At 65.1% G+C, this 26,971-nt stretch carries 20 protein-coding genes; 13 read left to right on the top strand and 7 right to left on the bottom strand.

Translation table 11 applies throughout. The annotated features are described in order from the left end of the window. Nucleotides 1-6: 6 nt before the first annotated feature. The 9 genes from xdhB to C2862_RS11845 all read left to right on the top strand — a co-directional run bounded on the left by xdhB (nt 7) and on the right by C2862_RS11845 (nt 15,760). Nucleotides 7-2,343: a xanthine dehydrogenase molybdopterin binding subunit gene (gene xdhB / locus C2862_RS11885; protein ID WP_136220332.1), complete on the top strand. Its 2,337-nt coding sequence runs from the start codon at nt 7-9 to the stop codon at nt 2,341-2,343. Beyond that, nucleotides 2,343-3,353 (top strand): xanthine dehydrogenase accessory protein XdhC, encoded by a 1,011-nt coding sequence (gene xdhC, locus C2862_RS11880; protein WP_136220331.1) that lies wholly within the window; start codon nt 2,343-2,345, stop codon nt 3,351-3,353. The genes xdhB and xdhC overlap by 1 nt, the downstream gene beginning before the upstream one ends. Beyond that, nucleotides 3,353-4,672 (top strand): guanine deaminase, encoded by a 1,320-nt coding sequence (guaD, locus tag C2862_RS11875; RefSeq protein WP_136220330.1) that lies wholly within the window; start codon nt 3,353-3,355, stop codon nt 4,670-4,672. The genes xdhC and guaD overlap by 1 nt, the downstream gene beginning before the upstream one ends. 188 nt (nt 4,673-4,860) lie before the next feature. Further along, on the top strand, nt 4,861-6,375 hold the full coding sequence (locus C2862_RS11870; protein WP_136220329.1) for an adenosine deaminase: 1,515 nt from the start codon (nt 4,861-4,863) through the stop codon (nt 6,373-6,375). Between the two features lie 529 nt (nt 6,376-6,904). Next, the gene (locus C2862_RS11865) at nt 6,905-10,360 is read left to right on the top strand and encodes a TonB-dependent receptor (protein ID WP_136220328.1); all 3,456 of its coding nucleotides are present in this window, start codon (nt 6,905-6,907) and stop codon (nt 10,358-10,360) included. Nucleotides 10,361-10,524: 164 nt separating this feature from the next. Continuing rightward, complete coding sequence (locus tag C2862_RS11860; RefSeq protein ID WP_136220327.1) at nt 10,525-12,231, top strand: bifunctional UDP-sugar hydrolase/5'-nucleotidase; 1,707 nt, start codon at nt 10,525-10,527, stop codon at nt 12,229-12,231. A 31-nt stretch (nt 12,232-12,262) separates the two neighbouring features. Continuing rightward, nucleotides 12,263-13,315 (top strand): S1/P1 nuclease, encoded by a 1,053-nt coding sequence (locus C2862_RS11855; protein ID WP_136220326.1) that lies wholly within the window; start codon nt 12,263-12,265, stop codon nt 13,313-13,315. Nucleotides 13,316-13,456: 141 nt separating this feature from the next. Continuing rightward, a complete protein-coding gene (locus C2862_RS11850) occupies nt 13,457-14,299 on the top strand; it encodes a MipA/OmpV family protein (RefSeq protein WP_136220325.1) in 843 nt (280 codons plus the stop codon). Between the two features lie 90 nt (nt 14,300-14,389). After that, nucleotides 14,390-15,760, top strand: coding sequence for a hypothetical protein (locus C2862_RS11845; protein ID WP_136220324.1), 1,371 nt, complete (start codon nt 14,390-14,392; stop codon nt 15,758-15,760). A gap of 125 nt (nt 15,761-15,885) precedes the next feature. Here C2862_RS11845 and C2862_RS11840 read toward each other — a convergent pair whose 3' ends face one another. The 5 genes from C2862_RS11840 to C2862_RS11820 form a co-directional block, all read right to left on the bottom strand. Beyond that, nucleotides 15,886-16,851 carry an ABC transporter permease gene (locus C2862_RS11840; protein ID WP_136220323.1) on the bottom strand — a complete coding sequence of 322 codons (966 nt, stop codon included), beginning with the start codon at nt 16,849-16,851 and terminating at the stop codon, nt 15,886-15,888. 2 nt (nt 16,852-16,853) lie between these two features. Then, entirely contained in the window at nt 16,854-17,939 is a 1,086-nt protein-coding gene (locus C2862_RS11835; RefSeq protein WP_136220358.1) for an ABC transporter permease, read from the bottom strand. Nucleotides 17,940-17,944: 5 nt separating this feature from the next. Next, a complete protein-coding gene (locus C2862_RS11830; RefSeq protein ID WP_136220322.1) occupies nt 17,945-19,474 on the bottom strand; it encodes an ABC transporter ATP-binding protein in 1,530 nt (509 codons plus the stop codon). 93 nt (nt 19,475-19,567) lie between these two features. Further along, complete coding sequence (locus C2862_RS11825; RefSeq protein WP_136220321.1) at nt 19,568-20,575, bottom strand: BMP family protein; 1,008 nt, start codon at nt 20,573-20,575, stop codon at nt 19,568-19,570. Nucleotides 20,576-20,958: 383 nt separating this feature from the next. Next, complete coding sequence (locus C2862_RS11820; RefSeq protein WP_136220320.1) at nt 20,959-21,831, bottom strand: alpha/beta hydrolase; 873 nt, start codon at nt 21,829-21,831, stop codon at nt 20,959-20,961. A gap of 209 nt (nt 21,832-22,040) precedes the next feature. Between C2862_RS11820 and C2862_RS11815 the strand changes: the two genes are divergently transcribed. After that, nucleotides 22,041-22,343, top strand: coding sequence for a YciI-like protein (locus C2862_RS11815; RefSeq protein WP_136220319.1), 303 nt, complete (start codon nt 22,041-22,043; stop codon nt 22,341-22,343). Between the two features lie 21 nt (nt 22,344-22,364). Here the strand turns inward: C2862_RS11815 and C2862_RS11810 are convergent, their stop codons facing one another. Further along, the gene (locus C2862_RS11810) at nt 22,365-23,525 is read right to left on the bottom strand and encodes an SMP-30/gluconolactonase/LRE family protein (protein ID WP_136220318.1); all 1,161 of its coding nucleotides are present in this window, start codon (nt 23,523-23,525) and stop codon (nt 22,365-22,367) included. A gap of 128 nt (nt 23,526-23,653) precedes the next feature. Here C2862_RS11810 and C2862_RS11805 point away from each other — a divergent pair, with 128 nt between their 5' ends. The 3 genes from C2862_RS11805 to pcp are packed head-to-tail and all read left to right on the top strand — an operon-like array spanning nt 23,654 to nt 25,946. Next, on the top strand, nt 23,654-24,346 hold the full coding sequence (locus tag C2862_RS11805; RefSeq protein WP_136220317.1) for a DUF969 domain-containing protein: 693 nt from the start codon (nt 23,654-23,656) through the stop codon (nt 24,344-24,346). Further along, nucleotides 24,343-25,299: a DUF979 domain-containing protein gene (locus C2862_RS11800; protein ID WP_210735961.1), complete on the top strand. Its 957-nt coding sequence runs from the start codon at nt 24,343-24,345 to the stop codon at nt 25,297-25,299. Before C2862_RS11805 ends, C2862_RS11800 begins: the two co-directional genes overlap by 4 nt. Nucleotides 25,300-25,301: 2 nt before the next feature. Beyond that, entirely contained in the window at nt 25,302-25,946 is a 645-nt protein-coding gene (pcp, locus tag C2862_RS11795) for a pyroglutamyl-peptidase I (protein ID WP_136220315.1), read from the top strand. A gap of 115 nt (nt 25,947-26,061) precedes the next feature. Here the strand turns inward: pcp and C2862_RS11790 are convergent, their stop codons facing one another. Further along, nucleotides 26,062-26,964, bottom strand: a complete 903-nt coding sequence (locus tag C2862_RS11790; protein WP_136220314.1) for a LysR family transcriptional regulator — start codon at nt 26,962-26,964, stop codon at nt 26,062-26,064. Nucleotides 26,965-26,971 lie beyond the last annotated feature (7 nt).

The following is a 26,971-nucleotide window of genomic DNA, read 5'->3' as shown; positions in this document are numbered from 1 at the left end:
AACAGCATGAACGACGCAGGCGCACCAGCAATCAAGCAGGCGGCGTGGGCAGCGGTCGGTCGCGCCCGGCCGCACGAATCGGCCACGCTGCACGTGCTCGGCCAGGCCACCTATACCGACGATATCGCCGAAGTGGCGGGCACGCTGCACGCGGCGCTCGGCTTATCAGCCAAGCCGCATGCGCACATCGTCTCGCTCGACCTGGCGCCCGTGCGCGCGGCGCGCGGTGTCGTCTCCGTGCTGACCGTGAAGGACATCCCCGGCACCAACGACTGCGGCCCGATCATCCACGACGACCCGATTCTCGCCGACGGCAAGGTGGAATACGTCGGCCAGCCGGTCTTCATCGTCGTCGCCGACAGCCACGACAACGCTCGCCGCGCCGCGCGCCTGGCGAAGATCGAATACGAGGAACTGCCGGCCATTCTCACGCCGCAGGAAGCGCACGCCGCCAAGTCTTATGTCGTGCCGCCGATGCGCCTGGCGCGCGGCGATGCCGAGACGGCCTTCGCAAACGCGCCGCGCAAGGTCGCCGGCAAACTCTATGTCGGCGGCCAGGAACAGTTTTACCTGGAAGGCCAGATCGCCTATGCGATTCCGGGCGAAGACAATGGCATGCTGGTGCAGTGTTCGACCCAGCACCCGAGCGAGATGCAGCACGTGGTCGCGCACGCGCTCGGCCTGCATTCGCACCATGTGGTCGTCGAGTGCCGCCGTATGGGCGGCGGCTTCGGCGGCAAGGAATCGCAATCGGCGCTGTGGGCGTCGGCCGCCGCGATCGCCGCGCACAAGCTCAAGCGCCCCGTAAAACTGCGCGCCGACCGCGACGACGACATGCTCGTCACCGGCAAGCGCCACTGCTTCTATTATGAATACGAAGTCGGCTACGACGACGCGGGGCGCATCCTGGCGGCGAAAGTCGACATGGTGTCGCGCGCCGGCTTCTCGGCCGACTTGTCCGGGCCGGTCGCCACGCGCGCGGTCTGCCACTACGACAACGCATATTATTTGTCCGACGTCGACATCCGCGCCGCCTGCGGCAAGACCAATACCCAGTCGAACACGGCCTTCCGCGGCTTCGGCGGCCCGCAAGGCGCGATCGCGATGGAATACGTGCTGGACGAGATCGCGCGCAATCTCGGCATGGATGCGCTCGACGTGCGCAAGCTGAATTTTTATGGCAAAACCGAGCGCAACGTCACGCCCTACGGCCAGGCGGTCGTGGACAACGTCATCCACGAACTGGTGGCCGAACTCGAGACCTCGAGCGAGTACCGCGCGCGGCGCGCAGCGATCGCCGCCTTCAATGCCGGCAGCCCGGTGCTGAAGAAGGGCCTGGCGCTCACGCCTGTGAAATTCGGGATCGCATTCAACGTCACCCACCTGAACCAGGCGGGCGCGCTGGTGCACGTGTACGTGGACGGTTCCATCATGGTCAACCACGGCGGTACCGAGATGGGGCAGGGCATCAACACCAAGGTGATGCAGGTCGTCGCCCACGAACTGGGCGTGGACATGGACCACGTCCGTGCCACCGCCACCAACACCAGCAAGGTCGCGAATACCTCGGCCACCGCCGCCTCCACCGGCGCCGACCTGAACGGCAAGGCGGCGCAGGACGCGGCGCGCCAGATCAGGGAGCGCCTCGCGGCCTTCGCGGCGCTTCAGTACGGCGGCGAAGCAGGCGATGTGCGCTTCGCGGCAGATACCATCTTCGTGAATGGCATGGAAGTGCCATTCCCGGCGCTGGTGCAGAAAGCCTATCTCGCCCGCGTGCAGCTCTGGTCGGACGGTTTTTATGCGACCCCGGGCCTGTCCTGGGATGCCAAGACCATGAACGGCCGGCCCTTTTCCTATTTTGCCTACGGCGCGGCGGTGTCCGAGGTCGTGGTGGACACGCTCACCGGCGAATGGAAACTGCTGCGGGCCGATGCGCTTTACGATGCCGGTCAGTCGCTCAATCCGGCGATCGACATCGGCCAGGTCGAAGGCGCCTTTATCCAGGGCATGGGCTGGCTCACCACCGAAGAACTCTGGTGGAACCCGGGCGGCAAGCTCATGACGCACGCGCCCTCGACCTATAAAATTCCGGGCGTGTCCGACTGTCCGCAGGATTTCCGCGTGCGCCTGTTCGAGAACCGCAACGTCGAAGACAGCATCCACCGCTCGAAAGCCGTGGGCGAGCCGCCGCTGCTGCTGCCGTTCTCGGTCTTCTTCGCGATCCGCGATGCGATTTCCAGCGTCGGCGGCCACCGGGTCAATCCGCCCCTGAACGCGCCGGCGACGAGCGAGGAGATCCTCGACGCGATCGCCTTCGTCGAAGCAGCGGCTGCGCAAGCGTGATGGACGACTGGCTGACAGCCGCGCGGCATACAACGTCGGCGCCGGCCGTGCTGGTCACGGTCGCCATCGTCGAAGGCTCCGTGCCGCGCGAGCCGGGGGCGAAGATGCTCGTCACCGCCGCGGGCTTTGCGGGCACGATCGGCGGCGGCCACCTCGAGCATCGCGCGATCGAGATCGCGCGCAGGATGCTGGAAGAGGGCGGCCAGCCGCGCCTGGAGCGCTTTGCACTGGGGCCCAGCCTGGGGCAGTGCTGCGGCGGGATCGCGCATCTGGTGTTCGAGCCGGTCGACCGTGACCAGATAGCCTTGCTGGATGCGCGCCGCCATCTCGACAGCATCCGCGTGCTCGCACTCGATGCGCCGGCCTGGGCGCTGTTCGACGGCGCAGGCCGCCAACTCGCCGGCGCCGCCGTTCCCGCTTTCGACCGCACCGGCGGCACCCACGTTTTCACCGACGCCGACGGCCGCCGCTGGCTCGCCGACGCCGTCCTCGCCCCGCGCGCCCACCTGATGCTGTTCGGCGCCGGCCACGTCGGCGCCGCCATCGTGCGCGCGCTGGCCGAGCTGCCTTGCCGCGTGACCTGGGTCGACGAGCGCGAGGACCTGTTCCCGGCCACGGTGCCGGCCAACGTCACCATCGAGGCCACCGACATCCCCGAGGCGCTGGTTGAACAAGCCGCGCCCGGCACCACCTTCCTGGTGATGACCCACAGCCATGCACTTGACCTGCGCCTGTCGATTGCGATACTGTCGCGTCCCCAATCGACGCAACTGCGGGATTGGTTCGGCCTGATCGGATCCGATACCAAGCGCCGCCAGTTCGAGCACCGCCTGCGCGAGCGCGGCATCGCCAACGAGCGCATCGACGCCATGGTCTGCCCGATCGGCCTGCCCGGCATCGCCGGCAAGGCGCCGGCCGTGATTGCTGCATCCTGCGCGGCGCAACTGCTTACCGTCTGGGAGGCGTTTGACGCCGCCAGTCACCCTGAAGTTTCTCCGGAATCCAACTGATGTCCACCGCACCCACTACCGTGCAAGCCTACCGTGCGAGCTTGCTGCATTTTCACGCCGACCCGGCCTTTGCCGAGGATGCGTATTCCTGGCACCAGGACGGCCTGCTCGTCATCGAAAACGGGCGCGTCAAGGCGGCCGGCGATTACGGGAAGCTCGTGTCCACGCTGCCGTCCGGCCTCGAGCCGCACGACTACCGCGGCCAGATCATCACGCCCGGCTTCATCGACACCCACCTGCATTATCCGCAGACGGACATGATCGCTTCCCCGGCGCCGGGCCTCTTGCCCTGGCTCGACACCTACACCTTCCCGACCGAGCGCCAGTTCGGCGACCCGGCGCATGCGCGCGCGACGGCCGAGTTCTTCCTCGACGAACTGACGCGCTGCGGCACCACCACCGCGGTGGTCTACTGCACCGTGCACCGCGAATCGGTCGACGCCTTCTTTGAAGCCAGCGAGGCGCGCAATCTGCGCATGGTGGCAGGCAAGGTGCTGATGGACCGGAACTGCCCGGACTTCCTGCGCGACGTCGAAGGGCAGGTGGGCGAGAGCGAAGCCCTGATCAACAAGTGGCACAAGCACGCGCGCTCGCTGTACGCGATCACGCCGCGCTTCGCGCCGACCTCGACCCCGGCCCAATTGCAGACGATCGCCGAACTGGCCAAGGCCTATCCGGACACCTTCATCCAGACCCACGTCTCGGAAAACAAGGACGAGTGCAGCTGGGTGCGCGAACTGTATCCGGCTTCGCGCAGCTACCTCGACGTGTATGACGGCTATGGCCTGATGCGTCCGCGCGCGCTGTTCGGCCACTGCATCTGGCTCGACGACGAGGACTTCGCGCGCATGGCGGCGACCGGCTCAAGCGCCTCCGTGTGCCCGACCTCGAACCTGTTCCTGGGCAGCGGCCTGTTCGATTTCGAAAAGGCCGACGGTGCGGGCGCCAAGGTGACCCTCGGTACCGACGTCGGCGCCGGCACCTCGTTCTCGATGCTGCAGACCATGAACGAAGCGTATAAGGTCGCGCGCCTGAAGGGCAGCTACCTGCCGGCGCTGCGCATGTTCTATCTGGCCACCCTGGGCGCCGCGCGCGCAATGGACCTGGAAGGCACGATCGGCAGTTTCGCGGTCGGCGCGGAAGCGGACTTTGTCGTCCTCGACCCGAAGTCGACGCCGCTGCTGGCGCGCCGTAGCAGCCACTGCGACACGCTGGAAGAACAGCTGTTCGCGCTGGCGCTGCTGGGCGACGACCGGGCGATCCGTGCCACGTACGCGGCCGGCGTCAAGGTGCACGAGCGCAGTGGGGCTGTTGCCTGATACGTTATCGGTGTTTTGAATCCGCGCGGGCATGCCCGCCCTACGGTACACGACAGCCACTGGCCGATGCGCAACGTAGGGCGGGCATGCCCGCGCGGATCTGTGCGTACCGTTGGCCCGACGTTGCCAACACTGCACGAAGCCGTTAAAGTTGCGCGGCCACGTCAACCCATCAAGAAAGACCCGTCATGCAGAACACCATCAGCCGCCTGCTGATCGCCCTGGCCGTCGCCGCCCCGGCCGGCGCCATGGCCAAGGAGCCGGCCACCGCATCGCGCCAGGCCAATGAGGCGGCGACCAGCCGTCATTACGCCGCGCTCATCGCCGGCCAGGATCCGAAGCTGGCCGAGCTGACCATGTTCTTCACGCAGATGCCGAAGGGGGGCGACCTGCACCACCATTACTCGGGCGCGATCTATGTCGAGCAATACCTCGACTTCCTCGACCGCCAGGGCCTGTGCGTGAACAAGCGGACCTACCGCATCGAGCAGGACAAGGCCGTGATCGCCGCCGAACGCGCGAAACCGGCGAAGGAACGCAACTGCCTGAACAGCGCCGAGGTCTATGCCGACGACTACACCTGGCGCGAGCTGGTGCAGCGCTGGTCGAACAAGGACTTCGACAACCACGGCGTCCTGAACCCGCCGCCGGACCGCCTGTTCTTCCAGACCTTCGGCTACTTCGGCCCGGTCTCGAACGCGAACTTCAAGGAAGGCCTGCAGGAACTCAAGAAGCGCGCGATCGCGGAAAACGTCAGCTACATCGAAACCATGTTCAAGATGGCGCCGACGGTTGCCAATGCCGAATTCGACGCGCGCGCCTGGCAGCTGGCGAACGACGACGCCGGCCTGGACGCGGAACTGCGCCGCGCGATGGAAGCGCTGGAGCGCGACCCGGCGTTCGCGAAATCGATCGCCGACTTCACGGCGAAGATCGACGAAGCGGCCGCCGGCATCGACGACGAGCGCTTCACGATGCGCTACCAGACCTATGTGCTGCGCCTGCTGAACCCGTCGCAGGTGTTTTCCGCGATGGTCGCCGCCTTCAAGTCGGCATCGAACGGCGGCAAGGTGGTCGGCGTCAACATCGTCGGCCAGGAAAGCACGATGGTGTCGATGCGTGACTATGCGCTGCACATGAAGATGTTCCGTTTCCTGAAACCCCTGTACCCGAACGTCAAGGTGGCCCTGCATGCGGGCGAGCTGGCGCTGGGTGAGGTGCCGCCGGAAGGCCTGAAGTTCCACATCGACCAGGCCTTGACGGTGGCCGGCGCCGACCGCATCGGCCACGGCATCGACCTGGCGCACGAGGCGAACGCCCCGGCCATCCTGCGCACGATGCGCGAGAAGGATATCCCGGTCGAGATCAACCTGACCTCGAACGCTTTTATTAGCGGCATCAAGGGCGAGAACCACCCGATCACCCTGTACCGCAAATACGGCGTGCCCTACGTGATCTCGACCGACGACGCCGGCGTCACGCGCCACACGCTGTCGCAGGAATACGTGCTGTTCGCCAGCCGCTACAAGCCGGACTATGCGGAAATGAAGAAGACCTCGTACAACAGCATCCGCTACGCCTTCCTGCCCGCCGCCGACAAGGCGCGCCTGACGCGCCAGCTCGATGCGCGCTTCGCCGCCTTCGAAGCCGATGTGGCAAAAATGGTAAAAACCGTTGTGCCCGAGCGACGGTCGAAACACTAATTAGTGTGTTCAAGAACGGCAGCGCAAGGCTGCCGTTTTTACGTGTGCACCACGCCGTGCACCGTGATGAAACAGACAAATGTTATTGCCTAGATAAGGTTTGTGGTCAAGTCGCCACAAATTCCCGCAGCCCGTGGGGCGAATGCAGAAAAGTTTTATCAAAATATTTCAGCCAAGAATGCCTTCCGTATAATCGCGCCTTGTGATTTTGCTTGGGGAAATCCCTGCGCGGCGTCAAACTGCACGATTTTTGGGCGATTAAGAGGTGGGCAGTATAAATCGCCAACGAAAAACGTATTTGTCTCGCCAAGGACAGTCATGCATATTTGTTGTTGTTAGTAAATATGCTTGAAGTTTTTTCAAGAGCGGTCGTAACGAGGGTGACATATTTCCTTTTTACAATCGCTCGGTCCTCTGGAGGGCCGGCTGGTCTCCGCTGCGCAACGCAGCATCGAAGCTTGCAGTACTTGTAAAGAGGGGCGCTTACGGGCGCCCAAATAACTATTAAGTCTATTTTGGGGTTTTAATAATGATCACTCAACAACAGATCCGGCTGACCAAGCTGGCGCTGGCTTTGTCGATTGCGTTGTCGGCAGCACCGACGTTCGCACAGAACACCACCTCGGCCATCGGCGGCCGTGTTTCGGGTGCGGATGGTGCGCCGGCTGCAGGCGCGCAGGTGCAGATCGTCCACACCGAGTCGGGCTCTGTCAGCAACGTCGTCACCGACGCTGAAGGCCGCTACGTCGCACGCGGCCTGCGTGTCGGCGGTCCGTACACGATCATTATCTCCAAGAACGGCATCACCGAAAAACGCGAGAACGTGTTCGTCGAGCTGGCGGAAACCGCCGCCGTCGACGCGACCCTCGGCCAGCAGATGCAGACCGTCGCCGTCACCGGCAACCGCGCCCGTTCGGAAATCTTCTCGAACAGCTCGATGGGTTCGGTCACCACGCTGACCCGCGCCGACCTGGAAACCCAGGCATCGATCAACCGCAACCTGCAGGACTTCGCCCGTATCGACCCACGCGTGTCGCAGACCGACAAGGAACGCGGCGAAATGTCGGTGGCCGGCCAGAACTCGCGCTACAACTCGATGACCATCGACGGCGTCGCCATCAACGACACCTTCGGCCTGGAAGCCAACGGCAGCCCGACCGCCCGCCAGCCGATCTCGATGGAAGCGATCGCCTCGGTGCAGGTGAACGTGGCCAACTACGACGTGACCCAGCGCGGCTACACCGGCGCTAACGTCAACGCCGTCACCAAGTCGGGTACCAACGTGTACCACGGCGGCGCCTACTACATCACCCGCGACGACCGCCTGGTCGGCAAGCGCTACGACGCGACCACCGGCAACTACAACGACGCGCCTGAGTTCAAGGACAACACCAAGGGCCTGTGGGTCAGCGGCCCGCTGATCCAGGACAAGCTGTTCTTCTTCGCCCTGGCCGAGAACTACGAAAGCACCCGCAGCGGTCCTGAATTCAACGCCATCGGCTCGGGCTCCGGCACCACCGTCGGCATCAGCCCGACCCAGATCGCGCGCCTGCAAGACATCGCCAGCAAGACCTACGGCTTCGACCTCGGCAGCAACTCGATCCCCGAGGGCACCAAGATGAAGACCGAAGAGCGCACCTTCAAGGTCGACTGGAACATCAACGACGACCACCGCGCCAACTTCCGTTACTCGAAGACCTCGCAGAACGAGCCGATCTTCCCGGGCTTCTCGCAGACCGGCGTGTCCCTGAGCTCGCAGTTCTACAACCAGGACAAGACCATCGAGACGGCCGTGGCCCAGGTGTTCTCGGACTGGACCGAGAACTTCTCGACCGAATTCCGCGCCTCGACCCGTGACTACGACTCGGTGCCGATCAACAACGCACAGCTGCCGACCATGTCGTTCTCGTTCAGCGGCCCGCTGCCGTCGGACGCGCCGAGCGGCACCCGCACCGGCACCCGCTTCCTGAACACCGGTACCGAAAACAGCCGTCACAACAACGTGCTGGGCACCAAGACCCTCGACCTGTACGCGGGCGCCAACTACAAGTGGGGCGACCACGAATTCAAGGCCGGCGCCGACTACACCTCGAACGAGGTCTACAACGCGTTCCTGCAGAACGTGTTCGGCAACTACACCTTCCAGTGCGACAGCAACTTCGCCTACAACACGGTGCCGGGCGTCGCCGCCGGCAGCACCTTCAACTGCGCAGGCAACAACGTGACCGCCGCCCAGATCGAAGCGGCGATCTACGAGAACTTCACCCGTGGCCGTCCGTCGTCGTACACCGTGCAGCTGCCGGTCGCCGGCGGTTCGCTGAGCAACGCGATTGCCCAGTTCACGATGAAGAACACCGGTTTCTTCCTGCAGGATAACTGGAACGTCAACAAGAACCTGACCGTCAGCGCCGGCGTGCGCGTCGACCTGACCGACGTCGACAACCGTCCGCTGCAGAATGCCGCAGTCGCCGCGCCGACCATCGCCGGTACCGGCTCGTTCGGCCGCCAGACCGGTGGCTACGGCTACGACAACACCCAGACCTTCGACGGCCAGAAGCTGTGGCAGCCGCGCGTCGGCTTCAACTACAAGTTCGACTCGGCACGTCCGATGCAGCTGCGCGGCGGTTTCGGCCTGTTCCAGGGCGCCGCGGCAACCGTCTGGATGTCGAACCCGTTCTCGAACCCGGGCGTCGCGACCCGCATCATCACCTGCTCGGGCTCCGGCGCAACCCGCTGCCCGACCACCGACGGCACCTTCACGCCTGACGTGAACGCGCAGCGCACGGTCACTGGCGCCACCCCGGCCGCCAACGTCGACATCCTGTCGCCGGACCTGAAGCAGCCGTCGATCTGGAAAGCCAACCTGGCATTCGAGCATGAGCTGCCATGGTACGGTCTGGTGTTCGGCGCCGAGCTGCTGGCGACCCAGAACAAGAACGCGATCTTCTACCAGAACCTGAACGTGGGCGCACCGACCGCAATCGGTACCGACGGCCGCGAACTGTATTACGCTCCAGGCGGCCTGAACCGCAACGCAGCCGGCGCGTTCCAGCAGTGCTACACGTTCAGCAACAACGCGATCGCCATTAACACTGCCTGCCAGGCGACTGCCAAGGCCCGTTCGAACCTGAACTACGGCAACGTGCTGCTGGCTAAGGGCACCGACAAGGGCGACGCCCAGGTCGCGACTATCTCGCTGACGAGCCCGACCCGCCAGGGCTTCGGCTGGTCGGTGGCTTACTCGCACACCAACGCGACCGAAGTCTCGCCGCTGACCTCGTCGACCTCGAACTCGAACTGGTCGGGCCGCTCGGTCTTCAACCCGAACGAAGAAGTTGCCGCCAACTCCTCGTACCTGGTGAAAGACCGTATCAATGCCCGCATGTCGTGGGAGAAGCGCTTCTTCGGCAACTACCGCACCCGTCTGGGCGTCTTCTATGAAGGCCGTTCGGGCAAGCCGTACAGCTGGACCATCAACAACGACCTGAACGGCGACGGCCTGGCAGGTAACGACCTGATGTACATCCCGACGGCCTTCGGTTCGGGCGAAGTCGTGTTCTTCGGCGACACCGCGGCCAACAAGGCCAACGAGACCAAGTTCTGGGACATCGTCAATTCGAACAAGGCCCTGAGCAAGGCAAAGGGTGGCGTGGTCGAGCGTAACAGCGACTTCTCGAAGTGGACCAACAGCTTCGACGTGAAGATCACCCAGGAACTGCCTGGCTTCATGGCCAAGCACAAGGCCAGCTTCTCGCTCGACATCCTGAACTTCGGCAACCTGCTGAACAAGAAGTGGGGCCGTATCGAAGAAGTCGGCTTCCAGTCGGCCGGTGCGCAAGCACGTAGCTTCGTCGACTACGCTGGCCTGGATGCATCGGGCAAGTACATCTACGCTGTGCGTAACAACGTGGAAGACCTGAACGTGCGCCAAGCCAAGGGCGAATCGCAGTGGGCCATCCAGGCAACCGTCAAGTACGAGTTCTAATACTTGATTCCCTGCCTGTAGGATGACGAAGGGCCGGTGGAAACACCGGCCCTTTTTTTCGTGGAAAGGCGAGGGCCTGTAAAGATGGCCGCGCGCTGGCCTACGTGCAATAATTCCGTTTGCCCACGCGGGACCGTCCCCGTTTTCTATCAGTAAGGTAAGTCATGACCGTTTCCCCGCGCGCACGCGCCCGTTTGTCCATTTTGGCGCTGGCCCTGCTGGCCGCCGGCTGCACCACGACCCCGCGTGGGCCGGTCACGCTGAACCTCGTTGCCATCAACGATTTTCACGGCAACCTCGAACCAAGCAAGTACACCTACACCAGCGCCGCCACCGGGAAAAGCGAGACCCTGCGCGCTGGCGGCATCGAAGCCCTGAGCGGCGCGCTGGCCGCCTGGCGCAAGGAAGACAAGGACCTGCTGTTCATCGGCGCGGGCGACCTGATCGGCGCCAGCCCGGCGCTGTCCTCGATGTGGGCCGACGAGCCGAGCATCGAAGCGATGAATTTGCTCGGCCTGCGCCTGTCCTCGGTCGGCAACCATGAATTCGACCAGGGCCGCAAGGAACTGCTGCGCCAGCAGGCCGGCGGCTGCGATTCGCCGCGACCCGGCAAGGCTTGCCGCCTGAGCCCGGACTACCGCGGCGCGCGCTTCACCTACCTCGCTGCGAACGTGCTCGACAGCGCGACCGGCAAACCCTTCATGCCCGCCTATCGTGTCGAAGACGTGAAAGGCGTGAAAGTCGGCGTCGCCGGCGCCGTGCTGCAGGGAACCGCCTCGGTCGCGGTGGCCTCCGCCATTGCCGGCCTGGACTTCATCGACGAAGCCGACGCCATCAACAAGACCCTGCCGCAGATGCGCGCCGACGGCGCCAAGGTCTTCATCGCCCTGATCCACGAAGGCGGCCGCACCGACGAGTCCCCGGACCAGCCGGGTTGCAAGGGCCTGACCGGCGGCGTGGTCGACATCGTCAAGAAGCTCGATCCGGCGATCCGCCTGGTCATTACCGGCCACTCGCACCAGGGCTACCTGTGCACGGTCGACGGCCGCGTCGTGACCCAGGCCGATGCTGCGGGGCATCTGCTGTCGCGCATCGCACTGAAGGTGGATGCGAGCAGCGGCGCCATCGCCGACATCGACGTGAAAAACGTCGTCATGGATCCGGCGAAGTTCCCGGCCGATCCGCAAGTCAGCGCCTATCTCGCCGGCGTGAAGGAACGCAGCCGCGCGGCGCTGGCGCGTCCGCTCGGCAAGCTCGGCACCGCCACCGTGGCGCGCAGGGCGAATGAGGCCGGCGAATCGCCGTTAGGTAACCTGATCGCCGACGCCGTGCTGGCCGCGACCCGCGCGCAAGGCGCCCAGATCGGCTTCATGAACAATGGTGGCATCCGCAAGGACCTGGAGACCTCGGACGCCGCGCTGACCACCAATTTCGGCCACGCCCAGGCGGTGCTGCCGTTCGGGAATACCTTGGTGGTACTGGACCTGACCGGCGCGCAATTGCGCCGCCTGCTCGAGCAGCAGTGGCAGCGTCCGAGCGCATCGGGCGCCACCATCCTGCAAGTGTCGCAAGGCCTGAGCTACACCTGGGACGAAAAGCGTCCGATCGGCCAGCGCCTGGTGCCGGGCAGCCTGAAGTTCAACGGCAAGCCTGTCGATGACAATCAAACCTATCGCGTGGTCGCCAATAACTTCCTGGCCGAAGGCGGTGACAATTTCCCGGAATTTGCCAAGGGCACGAAGCGCGTCGACACCCAGATCGTCGACCTCGATGCCCTGAGCGAGTACATCGCCAGGAATCCGGGCGCGGGCGGCGCGCAAGCCGGCCTGGCCCCGTCGACGCGCATCGACAAAGTGCGCACGCCACAATAATCGCAGCACCGTTCAATCCAAGGAACCATCCATGAAAAAACTAGCCTGTGTCCTCGCGCTTGCCGGCGCTTTCGCATCCCACAACGCGCTGGCCTGGGGCGGCGACGGCCACCGCGCGGTCGGTGCGATCGCCGACAAACTGCTGAAGGGCACGAATGCGCAGAAGCAGATTGCCGCCTTGCTGCTGCCGGGCGAGACGCTCGAATCGATCGCCAACTGGCCGGACTGCGTGAAGGGCACCTATTGCGGCCCGCAGTCGCCGGAAATGGTGGAGTACACGACCGCCAACCCGAAGCACAGCGAGTACCACTACACCGACGTCCCGTTCCAGCTCGAGCACTACCATGATCACGGCGTCGGCACGAGCAAGGTCGATATCGTGCAGACCCTGAAGCAGTGCATCGCCGTGCTGCAAGGTAAAACCGACCCGGCCCTGAACCCGCACAAGTTCACCAAGCGCCAGGCTCTGATCCTGCTGACCCACATGACCGGCGACATTCACCAGCCGCTGCACGTGGGTGCGGCTTTCGTTTCCAAGGACGGCAAGTTCGTGGTGCCGAAGACCCATGCGGAAGTCGACGAAGCGGCGATCTTCGATTCGCGTGGCGGCAACAACCTGCTGCTGGACGACGAAAGGCTGACCCAGCTGAGCGCCAACCTGATCCCGCCGGGCGAACCGAAGCCGATCAAGGAAGGCGTGCCGAAGGCGCTGACGAAGCCGTTCCACTCGTACTGGGACAGCACCACGGTGGACTACGCCTTCCGTCGCGTGCAGACGAAAACTCCAGCGCAGTTCGCCCAGTTTGCGATCGACAGCAAGCCGGCCATCAAGGCGAACAGCGGCGACGTGGCGACCTGGCCTTACCAGTGGGCGGACGACGCGCTGGTCGTGTCGAAGTTTGCTTACGCCGACGTGGTGCCGGGCAAGATCACGCCGCAAATCAGCAAGAAAGGCGAGACCTATTACACCTTCGCGCTGGAAGTGCCGAACAACTATCCGGTGCCGAGCTCGCAGATTGCCAAGGAACAGTTGATCAAGGGCGGCTACAAGCTGGCCGAGGTGCTCAAAGCCATCTACGGTTAAGCAAGTCTTCTTGTCGATCAAGGCCGCGGCGGTGACGTCCGCGGCCTTTTTCTTTGCCCGGCGTGGCGTGCGGCTGGGCTGGCGCGGCCGCGGCTAGAATGGCGGTTCCGGCGCGCCGCGCCGCCTTTTACCGGACACCGCATGAAGCCTCGTCTCCTCGCCAGCCTCGGGCTCTGCCTGGCTGCGACCGCCGCCCACGCCCAGCAGGATGCCATTCCCGAGTCGCGTCCGGGCCAGCCGCTGTGGGAGCTGGGACTGGGCGGCGGTGTCGTCAGCACGCCTTCGTATCCGGGCGCGGCTGACCGCGAGACGCGCGGTTTGGTCCTGCCCCTCATCATCTACCGCGGCAAGGTCTTCCGCTCGGACCAGGGCGGCATCGGCGCACGCCTGTTCAAGAGCGATCGCGCGGAATTCGACATCGGCCTGGCGGCGTCCCTGCCGGCCCGTTCCGACGACGTCGAGGCGCGCGCCGGCATGCCGGATTTGGGCGCGCTGGCCGAATTCGGTCCGCGCCTGAAACTGCGCCTGGCCCGTTTCGATGCCAGGTCCGGCCTGCGTGCCGAGCTGCCGCTGCGCGCGGTGATGGAAGTACGCGGCGGTCTGCGCCACCAGGGTTATACCTTCGAGCCGCGCCTGGTCTACGAACGGCGCAGCGAGGACGGCAAGTGGCTGTTCGACACCCAGCTCGCCGCCGTCGTCGGCGACAGCAAGATCAACCGCTATTTCTATGAAGTGCGCCCGGAATACGCGACCGCGACCCGCGCCGCCTACAGCGCCGACGCCGGCCTGATCCTGGTGCGCGCCGGCGTCTTCGCTGCGCGCGTGATCAACCCGGACCTGCGCGCCTATGCCTTCCTGCGCGCGGAGAACTATGGCGTCGGCAAGAACGACAAGAGTCCGCTGCACCTGCGCGACAACGGGGTGTCGGCGGGGTTCGGGTTGACGTGGACGATCAAGCGCTCGGCGGCCTTGGCGAGCGATTAGTCACATTTCGCAGGACCTTGTTCCTCCGCAATTCGCGCGGATGGATGGGGAGAAGAATGGGCTGTTTTCACTTCCGTTCAGGAAACGAACATGCGCATTCGAACCTTGTATCTCTGCTATTGCCTGTCCGTGGTCGGCGTGCTGCTGGCGCTGCCGGCAACGGCCGCCACACCCGACCCTTGGCTCGACCACAACGGCCGCACGCCGGCCCGCGGCGACTACGCGGGGCCGCTGTTCAAGCTCAGCCACGACTATCCGTCCGGCTTGCCGGTCCCACACATGCCCTGGCGCACCGCCATCAACAATGCGCCGATCGACACCAGCAACGCCGCCGCCTACACCCAGGCGCTGAAGGATGCCGTCGCGCGCGACATGGTCGCGCTGCTGCTGGACGAGGGCGACTGGGATGCCGGCCGGCGCGGCTGGTACAACGATCCCTGGCTGGGCGCGCAGCGCGAGGCGATCCACGGCATGCTGGTCGGACTCGAGCGCGTGGAAGACGACTTGTTTCCGAAGAGCGGCCTGAAGAAGCCGTTCACGACCTATGTGATCACTTATTACAACCGTATCGGGGCGCAGACCCTGGGCGCGATCTGGCGCGACCCGCATGCTCCGCAGCTGGGCAGCGGCGCCACCCAGTACGCCGACGGTTCCGTCACGGTGAAACTCGCCTTCACCACGGCCGGTCCGGCCGAATGGCCGGCGATGCGCGGCGCGCTGGCCTGGCCGATGATGATGACGACGAACGCCACCACCGGCCAGTTCGACCAGCCGACGCTCGGCAAGGCCTGGCTGATGCAGGTCGATATCGTGGTCAAGGACACGCAGTCCGCACCGCAGACGGGCTGGGTGTTCACGACCCTGGTCTACGACCGCAACACGCGTCCGGGCAGCCGCTTCGTGTGGGACCAGATGGTGCCGCTGGGCGCGCAGTGGGGCAACGATCCGCGCGTGGACAGCGCCGCGAATCCGGGTGCGGCGCTTTCCGAATCCTGGATCAATCCGAATGCGCCGCTGTATGCCACCGAGACGCTGGGATGGGGAGGGCGCCTGTCCGGGCCGAACGACCATGGCGTGAACGACATCTCGGTGGCCAGCGGCGGCCAGCGCGTGCTGCTGCGGCGCGCCGCCAATTCATCCTGCCTCAGCTGCCATGGCGCCTCGCAGTGGAACGCGGCCAATCCGGCGAAAGGCATGGCCTCCTTCATGATGCCGCTGGTGCCTGGCGACTCCAAGGCGGGCGCACCCTACCTGAACTCGCCCGCGCCGGGGTCCAGTGAATGGCTGCGCTGGTACCAGAACCGGGCGGGCGACGTGCCGATGGATACGGGCAGCGTGGCCGGCGACTACGACCTGGCCTTGACCTTCCGCGTGCTGCCGGCCTGGCACGAGGCGAAGAGCGGCAAGAAGCACGCGCTGCAAAAGCTGGATGCGGGTGGTGTGCTCCTAAAGCGGGAGTGATGAGGTAGGGGTAGGCCAGGCCAATGGCCTGGCCCACGGTTTCACCGGGCGCCCCGAGCCCACCATCCTTTCCGGACAAAAAAAGGGCGGCCCGCAGGCCGCCCTTCATCCTTACGAAGCGCCGATCAGCGCGACTTCACGAACGGCTTGCCGATCGCCTTCGGCGCCACCGACTTCGCCATCAGGCCGGCCAGCACGATCACGGTCACGACGTATGGGATCATCTGGATCAGCGAACCCGGGATGCGGCCCACGACCGGCAGGTCGACGCCTTCGATCTGGATCTGCACTGCCTGGAAAAAGGCGAACATCAGGCAGCCCAGCACGGTCTGCAGCGGACGCCAGTTGCCGAATACGAGGGCGGTCAGCGCCAGGTAGCCGGCGCCGGCCGACATGTCGCGCAGGAAGAAGCCGCTCTGGACGATCGACAGGTAGGCGCCCGAGAACGAGCACAGCACGCCGGCGACCAGCATCGCCAGGTAGCGCGTCTTCTCGACCGACACGCCGGCGGCATCGGCCGCATGCGGGTTCTCGCCGCAGGCGCGCAGGCGCAGGCCGAAACGGCTGTGGTAGACGATCCAGTGCACGATCGGCAGCAGGATGAAGGCGAGGTAGACCAGCGGCGAGTGGCCGCCGAGCAGGCTGTTCCAGATCCAGCCCAGCACCGGCACGCCGGCCAAGGCTTCCGCGCCCGGCAGCACCACGTTGGACAAGCGCGCCGCGCCCAGGTCCGGCGTGCGGCCGCCCTGCTGGAAGATGTACTGGGCGACGACGAAGGTCAGGCCGCTCATGGCGATGTTGATCGCGATGCCGGCGACCAGCTGGTTGCCCTTCTGGGTGATCGACACGAAGGCCTGCACCATCGCCAGGGCGACGGAGACGGCGATGCCGGCAGCGATGCCGAGCCACGGATTCTGCGTCGTGTAGCCGACGGCGGCCGAGACGAAGGCCGAGGCGAGGATCTTGCCCTCGAGGCCGATGTCGACGACGCCGCTGCGTTCGGCGAACAGGCCGGCCAGTGCGGCGAACATCAGCACCGGTGCGTTGCGGACCGTCGAGACGACGATATTGAGGATATCAAAGCCTTCCATGATTAACCCTTGCGTGTTGCGTTGATCAGTTTCAGGACGGCCGGTGCGTAGAAATTCTCCATCGCGCCGCAGAACAGGATGATCAGGCCCTGGATGAAAACGAAGGTCTCGACCGGGATGTTCGGCTTTTCCAGCGACAGGTCGAAGCCGCCCTGGATCAGGGCGCCGAACAGCACCGCCGACAGGAAGATGCCGACCGGATGCTGGCGCCCCATCAGGGCGATGGCGATGCCGACGAAACCGGCGCCGGCCGGGAAGTTCAGGCTCAGGTAGTGGGTCGAGCCCATCACCGAGTTGACGGCGGCGAGGCCGGCGAGGGCGCCCGAGATCAGCATGGCGACGATGATCATGCGGCTGATGCGCACGCCGGCGTAGTGGGCCGCGTGCTGGTTCAGGCCGGTCGCGCGCAGCTGGTAGCCCCAGCTCGAGCGCGACACCACGACGCCGTAGATGACGAGGGCCACGATCGCGATCGGGAAACCGATGTTCAGCGGCGTGTCGCCGAAGAAGGGGAACCAGGTGTTCAGGGTCGGCAGGGCGGCGGCGTCCGAAAACACGCGGCTGGCCGGATTCTGTTCGCCTTCGGGGATGAGGTACTTCACGATGATGAAGTTCATCAGGCTGGCGGCGATGAAGTTGAACATGATGGTCGTGACCACCACGTGGCTGCCGCGCTTGGCCTGCAGGTAGCCCGGCAGGAAAGCCCACAATGCGCCGAAGATCGCGGCGCCGATCATCGCCAGCGGGATCAGGAGCCAGGGCGAGAGGCTGGCGTCGAAGGCCAGCAGGACGAGAGTGAGACCGAGGCCGCCGAAGTACATCTGGCCTTCGGCGCCGATGTTGAACAGGCCTGCCTTCATGGCGATCGACACTGCGAGACCGGTGAAGATGAAGGTGCTGGCGTAAAACAGCGTATAGGCCAGGCCTTCCGGATTGACGATCGCGGAGTTGATCAGGATGTGCATCGACTCGACCGGGCTTTCGCCCAGCAGGTGGATGACGAGCGCGGCGACCAGCAGCGCCGACAGCAGGTTCAGGAGCGGCAGGGCGAAGCCCGTCGCCCAGCGTGGCAGTTCGGTGGTTTTCATCTGTTTCATGACTTGTGCATGCCGCCCATCAGGAGGCCGATGCGGGTGGTGTCGAATTCATCGATATTCAGTTCGCCGGTGACGCGGCCGCCCGACATGACGACGATGCGGTCGGCCAGCGCGCGCACTTCTTCCAGCTCCACCGACACCAGCAGGATCGCCACGCCTTCGTCGCGCAGGCGCAGCAGCTGGGTGTGTATCGATTCGATGGTGCCGATGTCGACGCCGCGGGTCGGCTGGCCGACCAGCATCAGCTTTGGCGCGGCCGAGACTTCGCGCGCGATCACGACCTTCTGCTGGTTACCGCCCGAGAGCAGGCCGATGCGCAGGTCCGGATTGTTCGGGCGTACGTCGAAAGCCTGCAGCAAGTGGGCGCAGCGCTTGGCAATCGCCTCGAAGTCGAACAGGCCCCAGCGGTTTTTCACGCGGTCCTGGTAGCCGAAGACGGTGTTCTGCATCACCGAGAAATCCTTGATCACGCCGTCGCGCAGGCGGTCTTCCGGCACGTGGCCGATGCCGAGCTCGCGGAAGGTGGCCGGCAGGCCGTCGGCGTTGGTGCGCCGCCCGAAGGGCAGGGGCTTGCCTTCGAGTTCGACCTGGCCCGAGGTCGGCAGGCGCATGCCCGCCAGGATTTCCATCAGCTCGCTCTGGCCGTTGCCGGAGACGCCGGCGATGGCGACGATCTCGCCCGCGCGCACGTTCAGGTCGATGTCGGCCAGCAGCTGGACGCCGTTGGCGTCCTTGAGCTGCAGGTTCTTCACGTTCAGCACCGGCGCGCCCGGATTGAAGGGCTTGCGCGGCAGGTTGCCCTCGATCGGGCGGCCGACCATCATGTTGGCCAGCTGCTCTTTCGAGGTCTCGCTTGTCGCGACCGCACCCGACACGCGGCCGGCGCGCAGCACCGTCACCTGGTCGGTGATGTCCATGATCTCCTGCAGCTTGTGCGTGATCAGGATGATGGTCTTGCCCTGGTCCTTGAAGAGACGCAGGATTTCGAACAGGGAGGCGGTTTCCTGGGCGGTCAGGACGGCGGTCGGCTCGTCCAGGATCAGGATGTTGGCGCTGCGGTAGATCTGCTTCAGGATCTCGACGCGCTGCTGGGCGCCCACCGACAGGTCGTGGATGATGGCCAGCGGATCGACGTCGAGGCGGTAGCGCGTGCAGATCTCGCGCAGCTTGTTTTCGACTTCCTTGCGATTGGCAGCCAGTTTGAAGCCACCCTCGGCGCCCAGCATGACGTTGTCGAGCACGGTCATGTTCTCGACCAGCATGAAGTGCTGGTGCACCATGCCGATCCCGAGGTCGATGGCTTCCTGGCTGTTGCGGATGCTGCGCGCCTGGCCGTCGATCAGGAGTTGGCCGCTGTCGGCGTGGTAGTAGCCGTACAGGATGCTCATGAGGGTGGATTTGCCGGCGCCGTTCTCCCCGATGACGCCATGGATGGAACCCTTGGCGATCGTGAAGCTGACGTCAGCGTTCGCTTGCACCGGCCCGAAGGCCTTGCTTATGTTGCGAAATTCTACGGCTGGCTGCATAGCGATTTGTCGTGAAAAAGGTGAGTCATTCATTCAAAAGCGCGCCGGGCCGGAAACCCCGGCGCGGCGCGCTCTTTGTAAAACTGGATTGGATTAGACCGGGCAGCTGCTTGCGGCGCGGTAGTCGATGACCTTGATCTTGCCGTTGATGATGTCGGCCTTCACGCCATTGACGCGCTTCTCGATTTCCGGCGAGACGACCTTGCGGTTGTCCTTGTCCAGCACCCAGTCGACGCCGCCTTCCTTCAGGCCCTTGTAGGTCGTGCCGGCTTTCCAGGTGTTGTTCTTGACTTGCATGAACGAGTCGTAGATCGCGACGTCGACGCGCTTGACCATCGAGGTCAGCATCGAACCCGGGTGCAGGTAGTTCTGGTTCGAATCGACGCCGATCGCCAGCTTGCCCTTTTCCTTGGCCATCTGCAGCGCGCCCATGCCCGAGCCACCGGCCACGGCGAAGACGACGTCGGCGCCGCGGTCGAATTGCTGGCGTGCCAGCTCGCCGCCCTTGGCCGGGTCGTTCCAGGCCGCGCTGGTGGTGCCGACCATGTTCGACATGATCTCGATCTTCGGCAATTGCGCCTTGGCGCCCTGGCTGTAGCCGCAGGCGAAGGCGCGGATCAGCGGGATGTCCATGCCGCCGACGAAACCGATCTTCTTGGATTTGGAGGCCATCGCGGCGGCGACGCCGACGAGGTAGGAGCCTTCCTGTTCCTTGAACATGATCGAGTTGACGTTCGCGCCCGGCGCGATCGAGTCGATCAGGACGAATTTGACTTTCGGGAATTCCTTGGCGACCTTGGCCACGGCCTGGGTCTGCGAGAAGCCGATGGCGGCGATCATGTCGAGCTTCTTGCGCGCGAGGCCGCGCATCACCTGCTCGGCCTGGGTATCGCTGTTGGCCTGGACTTCGATGTAGGGGATGTTCGTTTCTTTCTTGAAGCGCTCGGCGCCTTCGAAAGCGGACTGGTTGAACGACTTGTCGAACTTGCCGCCGGCATCGTAGACGATGCCCAGCTTCGGTGCACCTGCCGGCGCTTGCGCCATGGCGCTGCCGGCGATGAACAATGCCGCAATCGTGGTGCTGAGTTGCTTGAATTTCATGAATGAGCTCCTGGAATTTCGATATTGTACCCGGCGCAACGGCTGCGTTGGGAGGGCCGACTAGAGGCAAGGCTCAGCGCCATCGCACTGGTGCGATGCGCGTGAAGCCGTGCGGATTGTGTCAGCCCCGGACATTTCATGGGGTTACGATTTGTATCGGAACCTTTCCTCAAGACAGCTGTAGGCGCGAATGTCGCGTCATCACAACAGCTATTTCTCGTCCTGGGGGAGGGCCGGCCATGCGCCGCGTCATCCGCTATCGGAATCCTGCAGCTCAACCTGTCAAATATGCATCAGTCCGCCGATGCAAGGCAAATACGATTTTACTTGGCAATTTATTCGATGGAAATATAAATGCCGACAACATTCGGCATTTTTTTCCATCACGCCACAGTTTGAAGGAGCTCGGGCGTCTTCAGGGGCGCACTGAAGCGCTGGGTCAGGAAGCCGGCGATGCGGCTTTGCGTCGCTTCGAGGTAGGGGATGTTCATGTGGTCGGATCCGGGCACGATGTCGTCCAGGATCAGGTTGGCCAGCTTCTCGCACAGCTGGTCGGTATGCGAGTGCGGCACGATGTCGTCGCTTTCGGCGCGCAGGACATAGGTCGGCACCTTCAGCGAAGGGGCGTGCTTGATCGACTCGAAGCGGTGGCGCAGCATGTACTCGATCGGCATCGCGCGGAACTTGCGCTTGGCGATCGCCAGGATCGAATCGTAGGGCGTGATCAGGACGACCGAGTGCGCGGCCCTTTCCTTGGCGACCTGCACGGCCACGCCGGAACCGAGGCTGCGCCCGACCACCGCGATGCGGCGCGCGTCGACCTGGCCGAGGGCGGCTAGCCAGTCGAACAAGGTGCAGCCATCTTCGATCAGCAGGGTCTCGTCTGGAATGCCATGGGAATTGCCGTAGCCGCGGTAGTTCAGGGCCAGCACCGTCATGTTCGGGAACAGGTTGCCGGCGTCGCGCACGACCCAGGACACCTCTTCGGAGCGCCCGCCGAAGTAGAGCACGGCAGGACGGGGACCCGGCACGCGCGGCGTCATCAGCCAGCCGCACAGGCGGGTGCCGTCTTTCGCGCGCAGCACGATCGGACGGGTACGGTGGCCGCTGCTGCGCGGGCTGTTGACTTCGGGGATGATCGTCGGGTTGAACACCAGCCGGCGCTGGTTGGCCGCGACGGCGGCCGTCAGGCCCAGCCACAACACGCTGGCGAAGCCCGCCATCCCTGCCGCCACTTTTTTGCTCGATGTGTTCATGGAGCCAGTCTACCTCGTCGGCAGAAAATGTTCTGTGCGCCAAGTCGCAATGCACCGCAGCATTTGGAATGATCGACGGGAGAGTATGATTTTCGCTACAGAAACACACACCGGCACCCGCCCGGACCTGGATTGCATCGGCAAGATGCATCGAAGCGGCTTCGGGTAAGATGGCCTTTCATTGTCCATTCAATATCCGAGGAACCGCCGTGCATTACCTGCTGACCTATGATCTCGCGCCCGACTACCTCGAGCGCCGCCCGGAATTTCGCGACGAGCACCTGAAACTGGCCTGGGAAGCGCAGGAGCGCGGCGAGATCGTGCTCGCCGGTGCTTTGGGTGAGCCGGCCGACCGCGCGCTACTGGTCTTCAATTGCGACAGCCCGCAAGTCCCGCAGATGTTCGCCGCCAAGGACCCGTACGTCACCCACGGCCTGGTGCGAGCGTTCCACGTGCGCCCCTGGAACACGGTGGTGGGCGACATGGCCGCCACGCCGGTGCGTCCGGCGTAATTCCTCATTCCGGCGCCGGCTTCAGCGCGGCACCAGTTTCAGCACCAGGTTCTGCGTCGTCGCGGCCAGCGCCCCGGCGCCGAACACCGCGATGCCGCGTGGCGCATTCAGGCCGCCGGGCAGGGGGCCGAGCACGTTGTTCTGGCTGCCCGCCACCCCGATCACGGTAGTGACGGCGTTCGAGGTGTTGATGCGCCGGATGGTGCCGTTGCCGGTATCGGCCACGAACAGGCTGCCGTTGCCGTCGAGGGCCAGGCCGGCCGGTCGGCACAGGCGGGCGCGACCCTCGACGCCGTCGGCGCTGCCGCACTGTCCCGCCGCGCCGGCGATCGTGCGCACGTCTCCGTTTGGCGCGATCTCGCGGATCGTCGAATTGCCGGTATCGGCCACGTACACGTAGCCGGCATTGTCGACCTCGATGTCCTGCGGTTCGCAAAAGCGCGCCGCGCCGCCCCGTCCATCGCTGCTGCCGCAGGAGCCGGCCGCCCCGGCGATGGTGCTCACCACGTTGGCGCGGTCGATGCGCCGGATCGTGTGGTTGAGGGTATCGGCCACGTACAGGTTGCCCTGGCGGTCGAGTGCGATGCCCTGCGGCGAGCAGAAGCGGGCGTTGCGCGCGTCGCCGTCCGCGCTGCCGCACTGGCCCGCCGCGCCGGCCAGCGTGGTGACGGCACCGGCGGCGCTGATCCGGCGGATCAGGGAGTTGCCGGTATCGGTCACGTACACATTGCCGTCTGCATCCGCCTCGAGCCGGGTCGGCGTGTTGAAGCGCGCCGCGTTGCCGGCGCCGTCCTGGCTGCCGATGGCGCCCACACTGCCGGCGAAGGTCGTCGCGACACCCTGGGGCGAGACGCGGCGGATGGTCGCGCTGTTCTTCTCGGCGACGTACAGGTTGCCGTCCGGGGCGTTGACGATGCCTTCGGGCGCGTCGAAGCGCGCGCCCGAGCCCGTGCCGTCGAGCGAACCGCCACAGGTCGGACACAGGTCGCCGGCGATCAGGAAGACACCGGTCTCGGGGGCCGGGCGATCGGGCTTGTCGTGGTGGTCGTCGAAGTCGTCGTCGTAGTAACCGAAGCCGATCGCCACGCCACCGCCGCAGGCGGCCAGCATGGTGCACAGGATGAGCGGACTCAGCCGTTTAGCGAAGCGGCGCAGGGCTGGAAGGAAGGCGGGCGGGCGCATGCTGTCTCCTCGTCGTTTGTGTCCCGAGATTAGAGAACAGGGTCGCGCAAAGCATGAGCGCGATCAAGCGTGCGCGGGCTTCAGTTACACTTCCCGCTGATCAACTGAGCAACTGAGCCGGAGAGTGCATGCACACCACCGTCAACCTGTGGCCGCTGCTGGGCGTAGCCGTCATCGCCGCCGGCTTCCTGCTGCGCGCCAATCCCGTGCTGGTGGTGGTCGCCGCCTGCGGCGTCACCGGGGCCGCGGCCGCGATGCCGGTCATGCAGGTACTCGAGTCGCTCGGCACTGCCTTCATCAAGACGCGCAACCTGCCGCTGGTGCTGCTGCTGCCGCTGGCGGCAATCGGCTTGCTCGAGCGCTTCGGCCTGAAGGAGCACGCGATGGCCAGCATCGCGAAAGTCCGTTCGGCCACGACCGGGCGCCTATTGATCGTGTACCTGTTCCTGCGCGAGGTATCGGCGGCGGCCGGCCTGACGAGCCTGGGCGGGCAGCCTTCGATGGTGCGGCCGCTGGTCGCGCCGCTGGCCGAAGGCGCGGCCGAGGCGCGTAACGGCACATTGTCGGACGCGCTGCGCCACCGCATCCGCGCGATGGCGGCGGCCACCGACAACGTCGGCCTGTTCTTCGGCGAGGACATTTTTGTGGCCTTCGGCGCCATCGTGCTGATGCAGACCATCCTGCGCGCCGAAGGGATCGAGGTCGATCCGCTGCGCATGGCTTTATGGGGCATCCCGACGGCGGTGTGCGCCTTCGTGATCCACAGCTGGAACCTGCGCCGGCTCGACGCCGCCATCCGCCGCGAGGGGGCAAGCAAGTGATCTTCTCGCTCGGATTGCTGTATGTGCTGGTCGGCCTGCTGCTGGGCTTCGTGGCGCTGCTGACCGCGTTCGACCGCGACCATCCGCGCCGTGTCACCTCGAGCCTGTTCTGGGGCCTGTACGCGGCGGTCTACCTGGTCGGTGATTACATGGCGCCGGCGCTGGCCGGGGCGCTGATGATCGCGATGGCGCTGCTGGCCGGCTGCGGGCGGGTCTTGCCGGGCAAGCACGGCACGCTGCCTGAGGCCGAACGCCGCGCCAGCGCCGCGCGTCTCGGCAACCGCCTGTTCCTGCCGGCGCTGGTGATTCCGCTCGTGACCGTGCTGGGCGCGACGCTGCTGAAGGACGCCCATATCGGCGCATGGGCCCTGTTTGACAAGGCGCACCTGACCCTGGCCTGCCTGGGGCTGGCGGCGCTGCTGGCGCTGGGCGCGGCCTGCTGGCTGACCCGGGCCAGTCCGGTGCAGGGCCTGCGCGAAGCGCGCCGCCTGGTCGATGCGATGAGCTGGGCGGTGACCTTGCCGCACATGCTGGCGGTGCTCGGCCTCCTGTTCGCCGAGGCGGGCGTCGGCAAGGCGGTGGCGCAGGTGACGACGTCCTGGTTCGCGGTCGATTCACGCCTGGCGGCGGTGGCCCTGTATTGCATCGGCATGGCGCTGTTTACTATCATCATGGGCAATGGCTTTGCCGCCTTCCCGGTAATCGCCGGCGGCATCGGGGTACCCGTGCTGGTTGGACAATACGGGGCCGATCCTGCTGTCATGGCTGCCATCGGCATGTTCAGCGCGTATTGCGGCACATTAATGACGCCGATGGCGGCGAACTTTAATATCGTCCCCGCGGCGCTCCTGGAGTTGCCTGACAAAAACGCGGTGATCAAGGCGCAGATTCCGACCGCGCTGCCGCTGCTGGCGGCGAACATCGTCCTCCTTTATTTCCTGATGAATCGATAGCGATGAAAAAGACTGTCTTGCTGACTGGCTTCGAGCCCTTCAACGGCGCGACCATCAATCCGGCCTGGGAGGCGGTGCGCGCGCTCAAGGGCTGGGTGGACGGCGACTTCCTGGTCGAAGTGCTGCAGCTGCCCTGCGTGTTTGGCCAGGCGAACCGGGTGCTGTGCGGCGCGGTGGACGAGATCAAGCCCGATGTCGTGATCTGCGTCGGCCAGGCCGGCGGCCGTGCGGACCTGACGGTGGAGCGGGTCGCGATCAACGTCGACGATGCGCCGATCGTCGACAACGACGGGCAGCAGCCGGTCGACGCGGCGATTGCGCTTGACGGTCCCGCAGCCTATTTCGCGTCGCTGCCGGTCAAGGCGATCGTTGGCGCGATGCGCGAGCGGGGGCTAAAGGCCTCGGTGTCGCAGACGGCGGGCACCTTCGTGTGCAATCACGTGTTTTATGGCTTGATGCATCACGTGCAGGGTAGGGAGGTGAGCGGTGGTTTTATCCACGTGCCTTACCTGCCGGAGCAGGCGGCTGCGATCGATGGCGCGCCGTCGATGGGGCTATCCGAGATCGTCGAGGGATTGAAGGTGGCGGTGGAGGTAGCTGTGCGGGGTGGTGCCGAGCATATTGAGGTAGAGGGCGCGACCCACTGATGTAGGGTGGGCTATGCCCACGCGGTATCACCGGTCGATCTGCGGCGACGGCTCCCGAAAATGTAATCGCATATCGACCACCGTACCGCGTGGGCGGAGCCCACCCTACAAACCCTTAACCACCGTCCGGCTTCAGGATCTTCAGGAACGCCCGCACAACGGGTGCGTCGTCCTGGCTCGGATAGGTGATGTACAAATTCGCCGACGGCGTGTTCTTCACGATCGGCACGAAGACCACGCCCGGCCAGCCGATCCGGCTGGTCGTCTCCGGCATCAGCGCCACACCCAGGCCCGCGCCGACCATGGCGAGCAGGGTCTGCGGCTCGGCCGCTTCCTGGAAAATCATCGGCTGGAAGCCCGCATTCACGCAGCACTGGATCAGATAGCGCGGCTCGGCCGACTGGCTCAGGTGCAGGGTCAGCATCGGCTCGCTGGCGATGTCGAGCAGGTCGATCGCCTCGCGCGCGGCCAGCGGGTGATGCTTGTGTACGGCCACGCAGACGTTCTCGCGGAAGCACAGTTCCTGGTGCAGGTGCGCCGCTTTCAAGGCTTCCTCGTCCAGGCGCGGCTCGCGCCAGAAGCCGACGTCGATCTGCTTCGAGCGCAGCGCCTCGAACTGTTCGTCCGGGCCGAGTTCGTGGATGGTCCAGGTCACCTTCGGGAATTCGCTCTGGAAGCGTTCCAGCAGGCTCGGGATCGGTCCCCACATCGCCGAGCCGACGATGCCCACGCGCAGGCGCCCGACTTCGCCGCGGTCGATCTGGCGGATGGTGTCGATCGTCATGCGCATGCGGCCCAGCAGGTCGGAGGCTTCCGCCATCAGCGCCTTGCCGGCCACGGTCAGCTCGAAGCTGCGCGTGGTGCGCGCGAACAGGCGCACGCCGAGTTCCGCCTCCAGCTTCATGATCTGCTGGGACAGCGGCGGCTGCGAGATGTGCAGGCGCTCGGCGGCGCGGCTGAAGCTTTTTTCCTCGGCCACGGCGAGGAAGTATTTCAGCTGTTTCAGGTCGATCGACATGTTTTAT

This window comes from Massilia sp. Mn16-1_5 (assembly GCF_004798585.1).
Taxonomy (GTDB): domain Bacteria; phylum Pseudomonadota; class Gammaproteobacteria; order Burkholderiales; family Burkholderiaceae_D; genus Telluria.
This window is presented reverse-complemented; position numbering and strand designations above follow the sequence as displayed.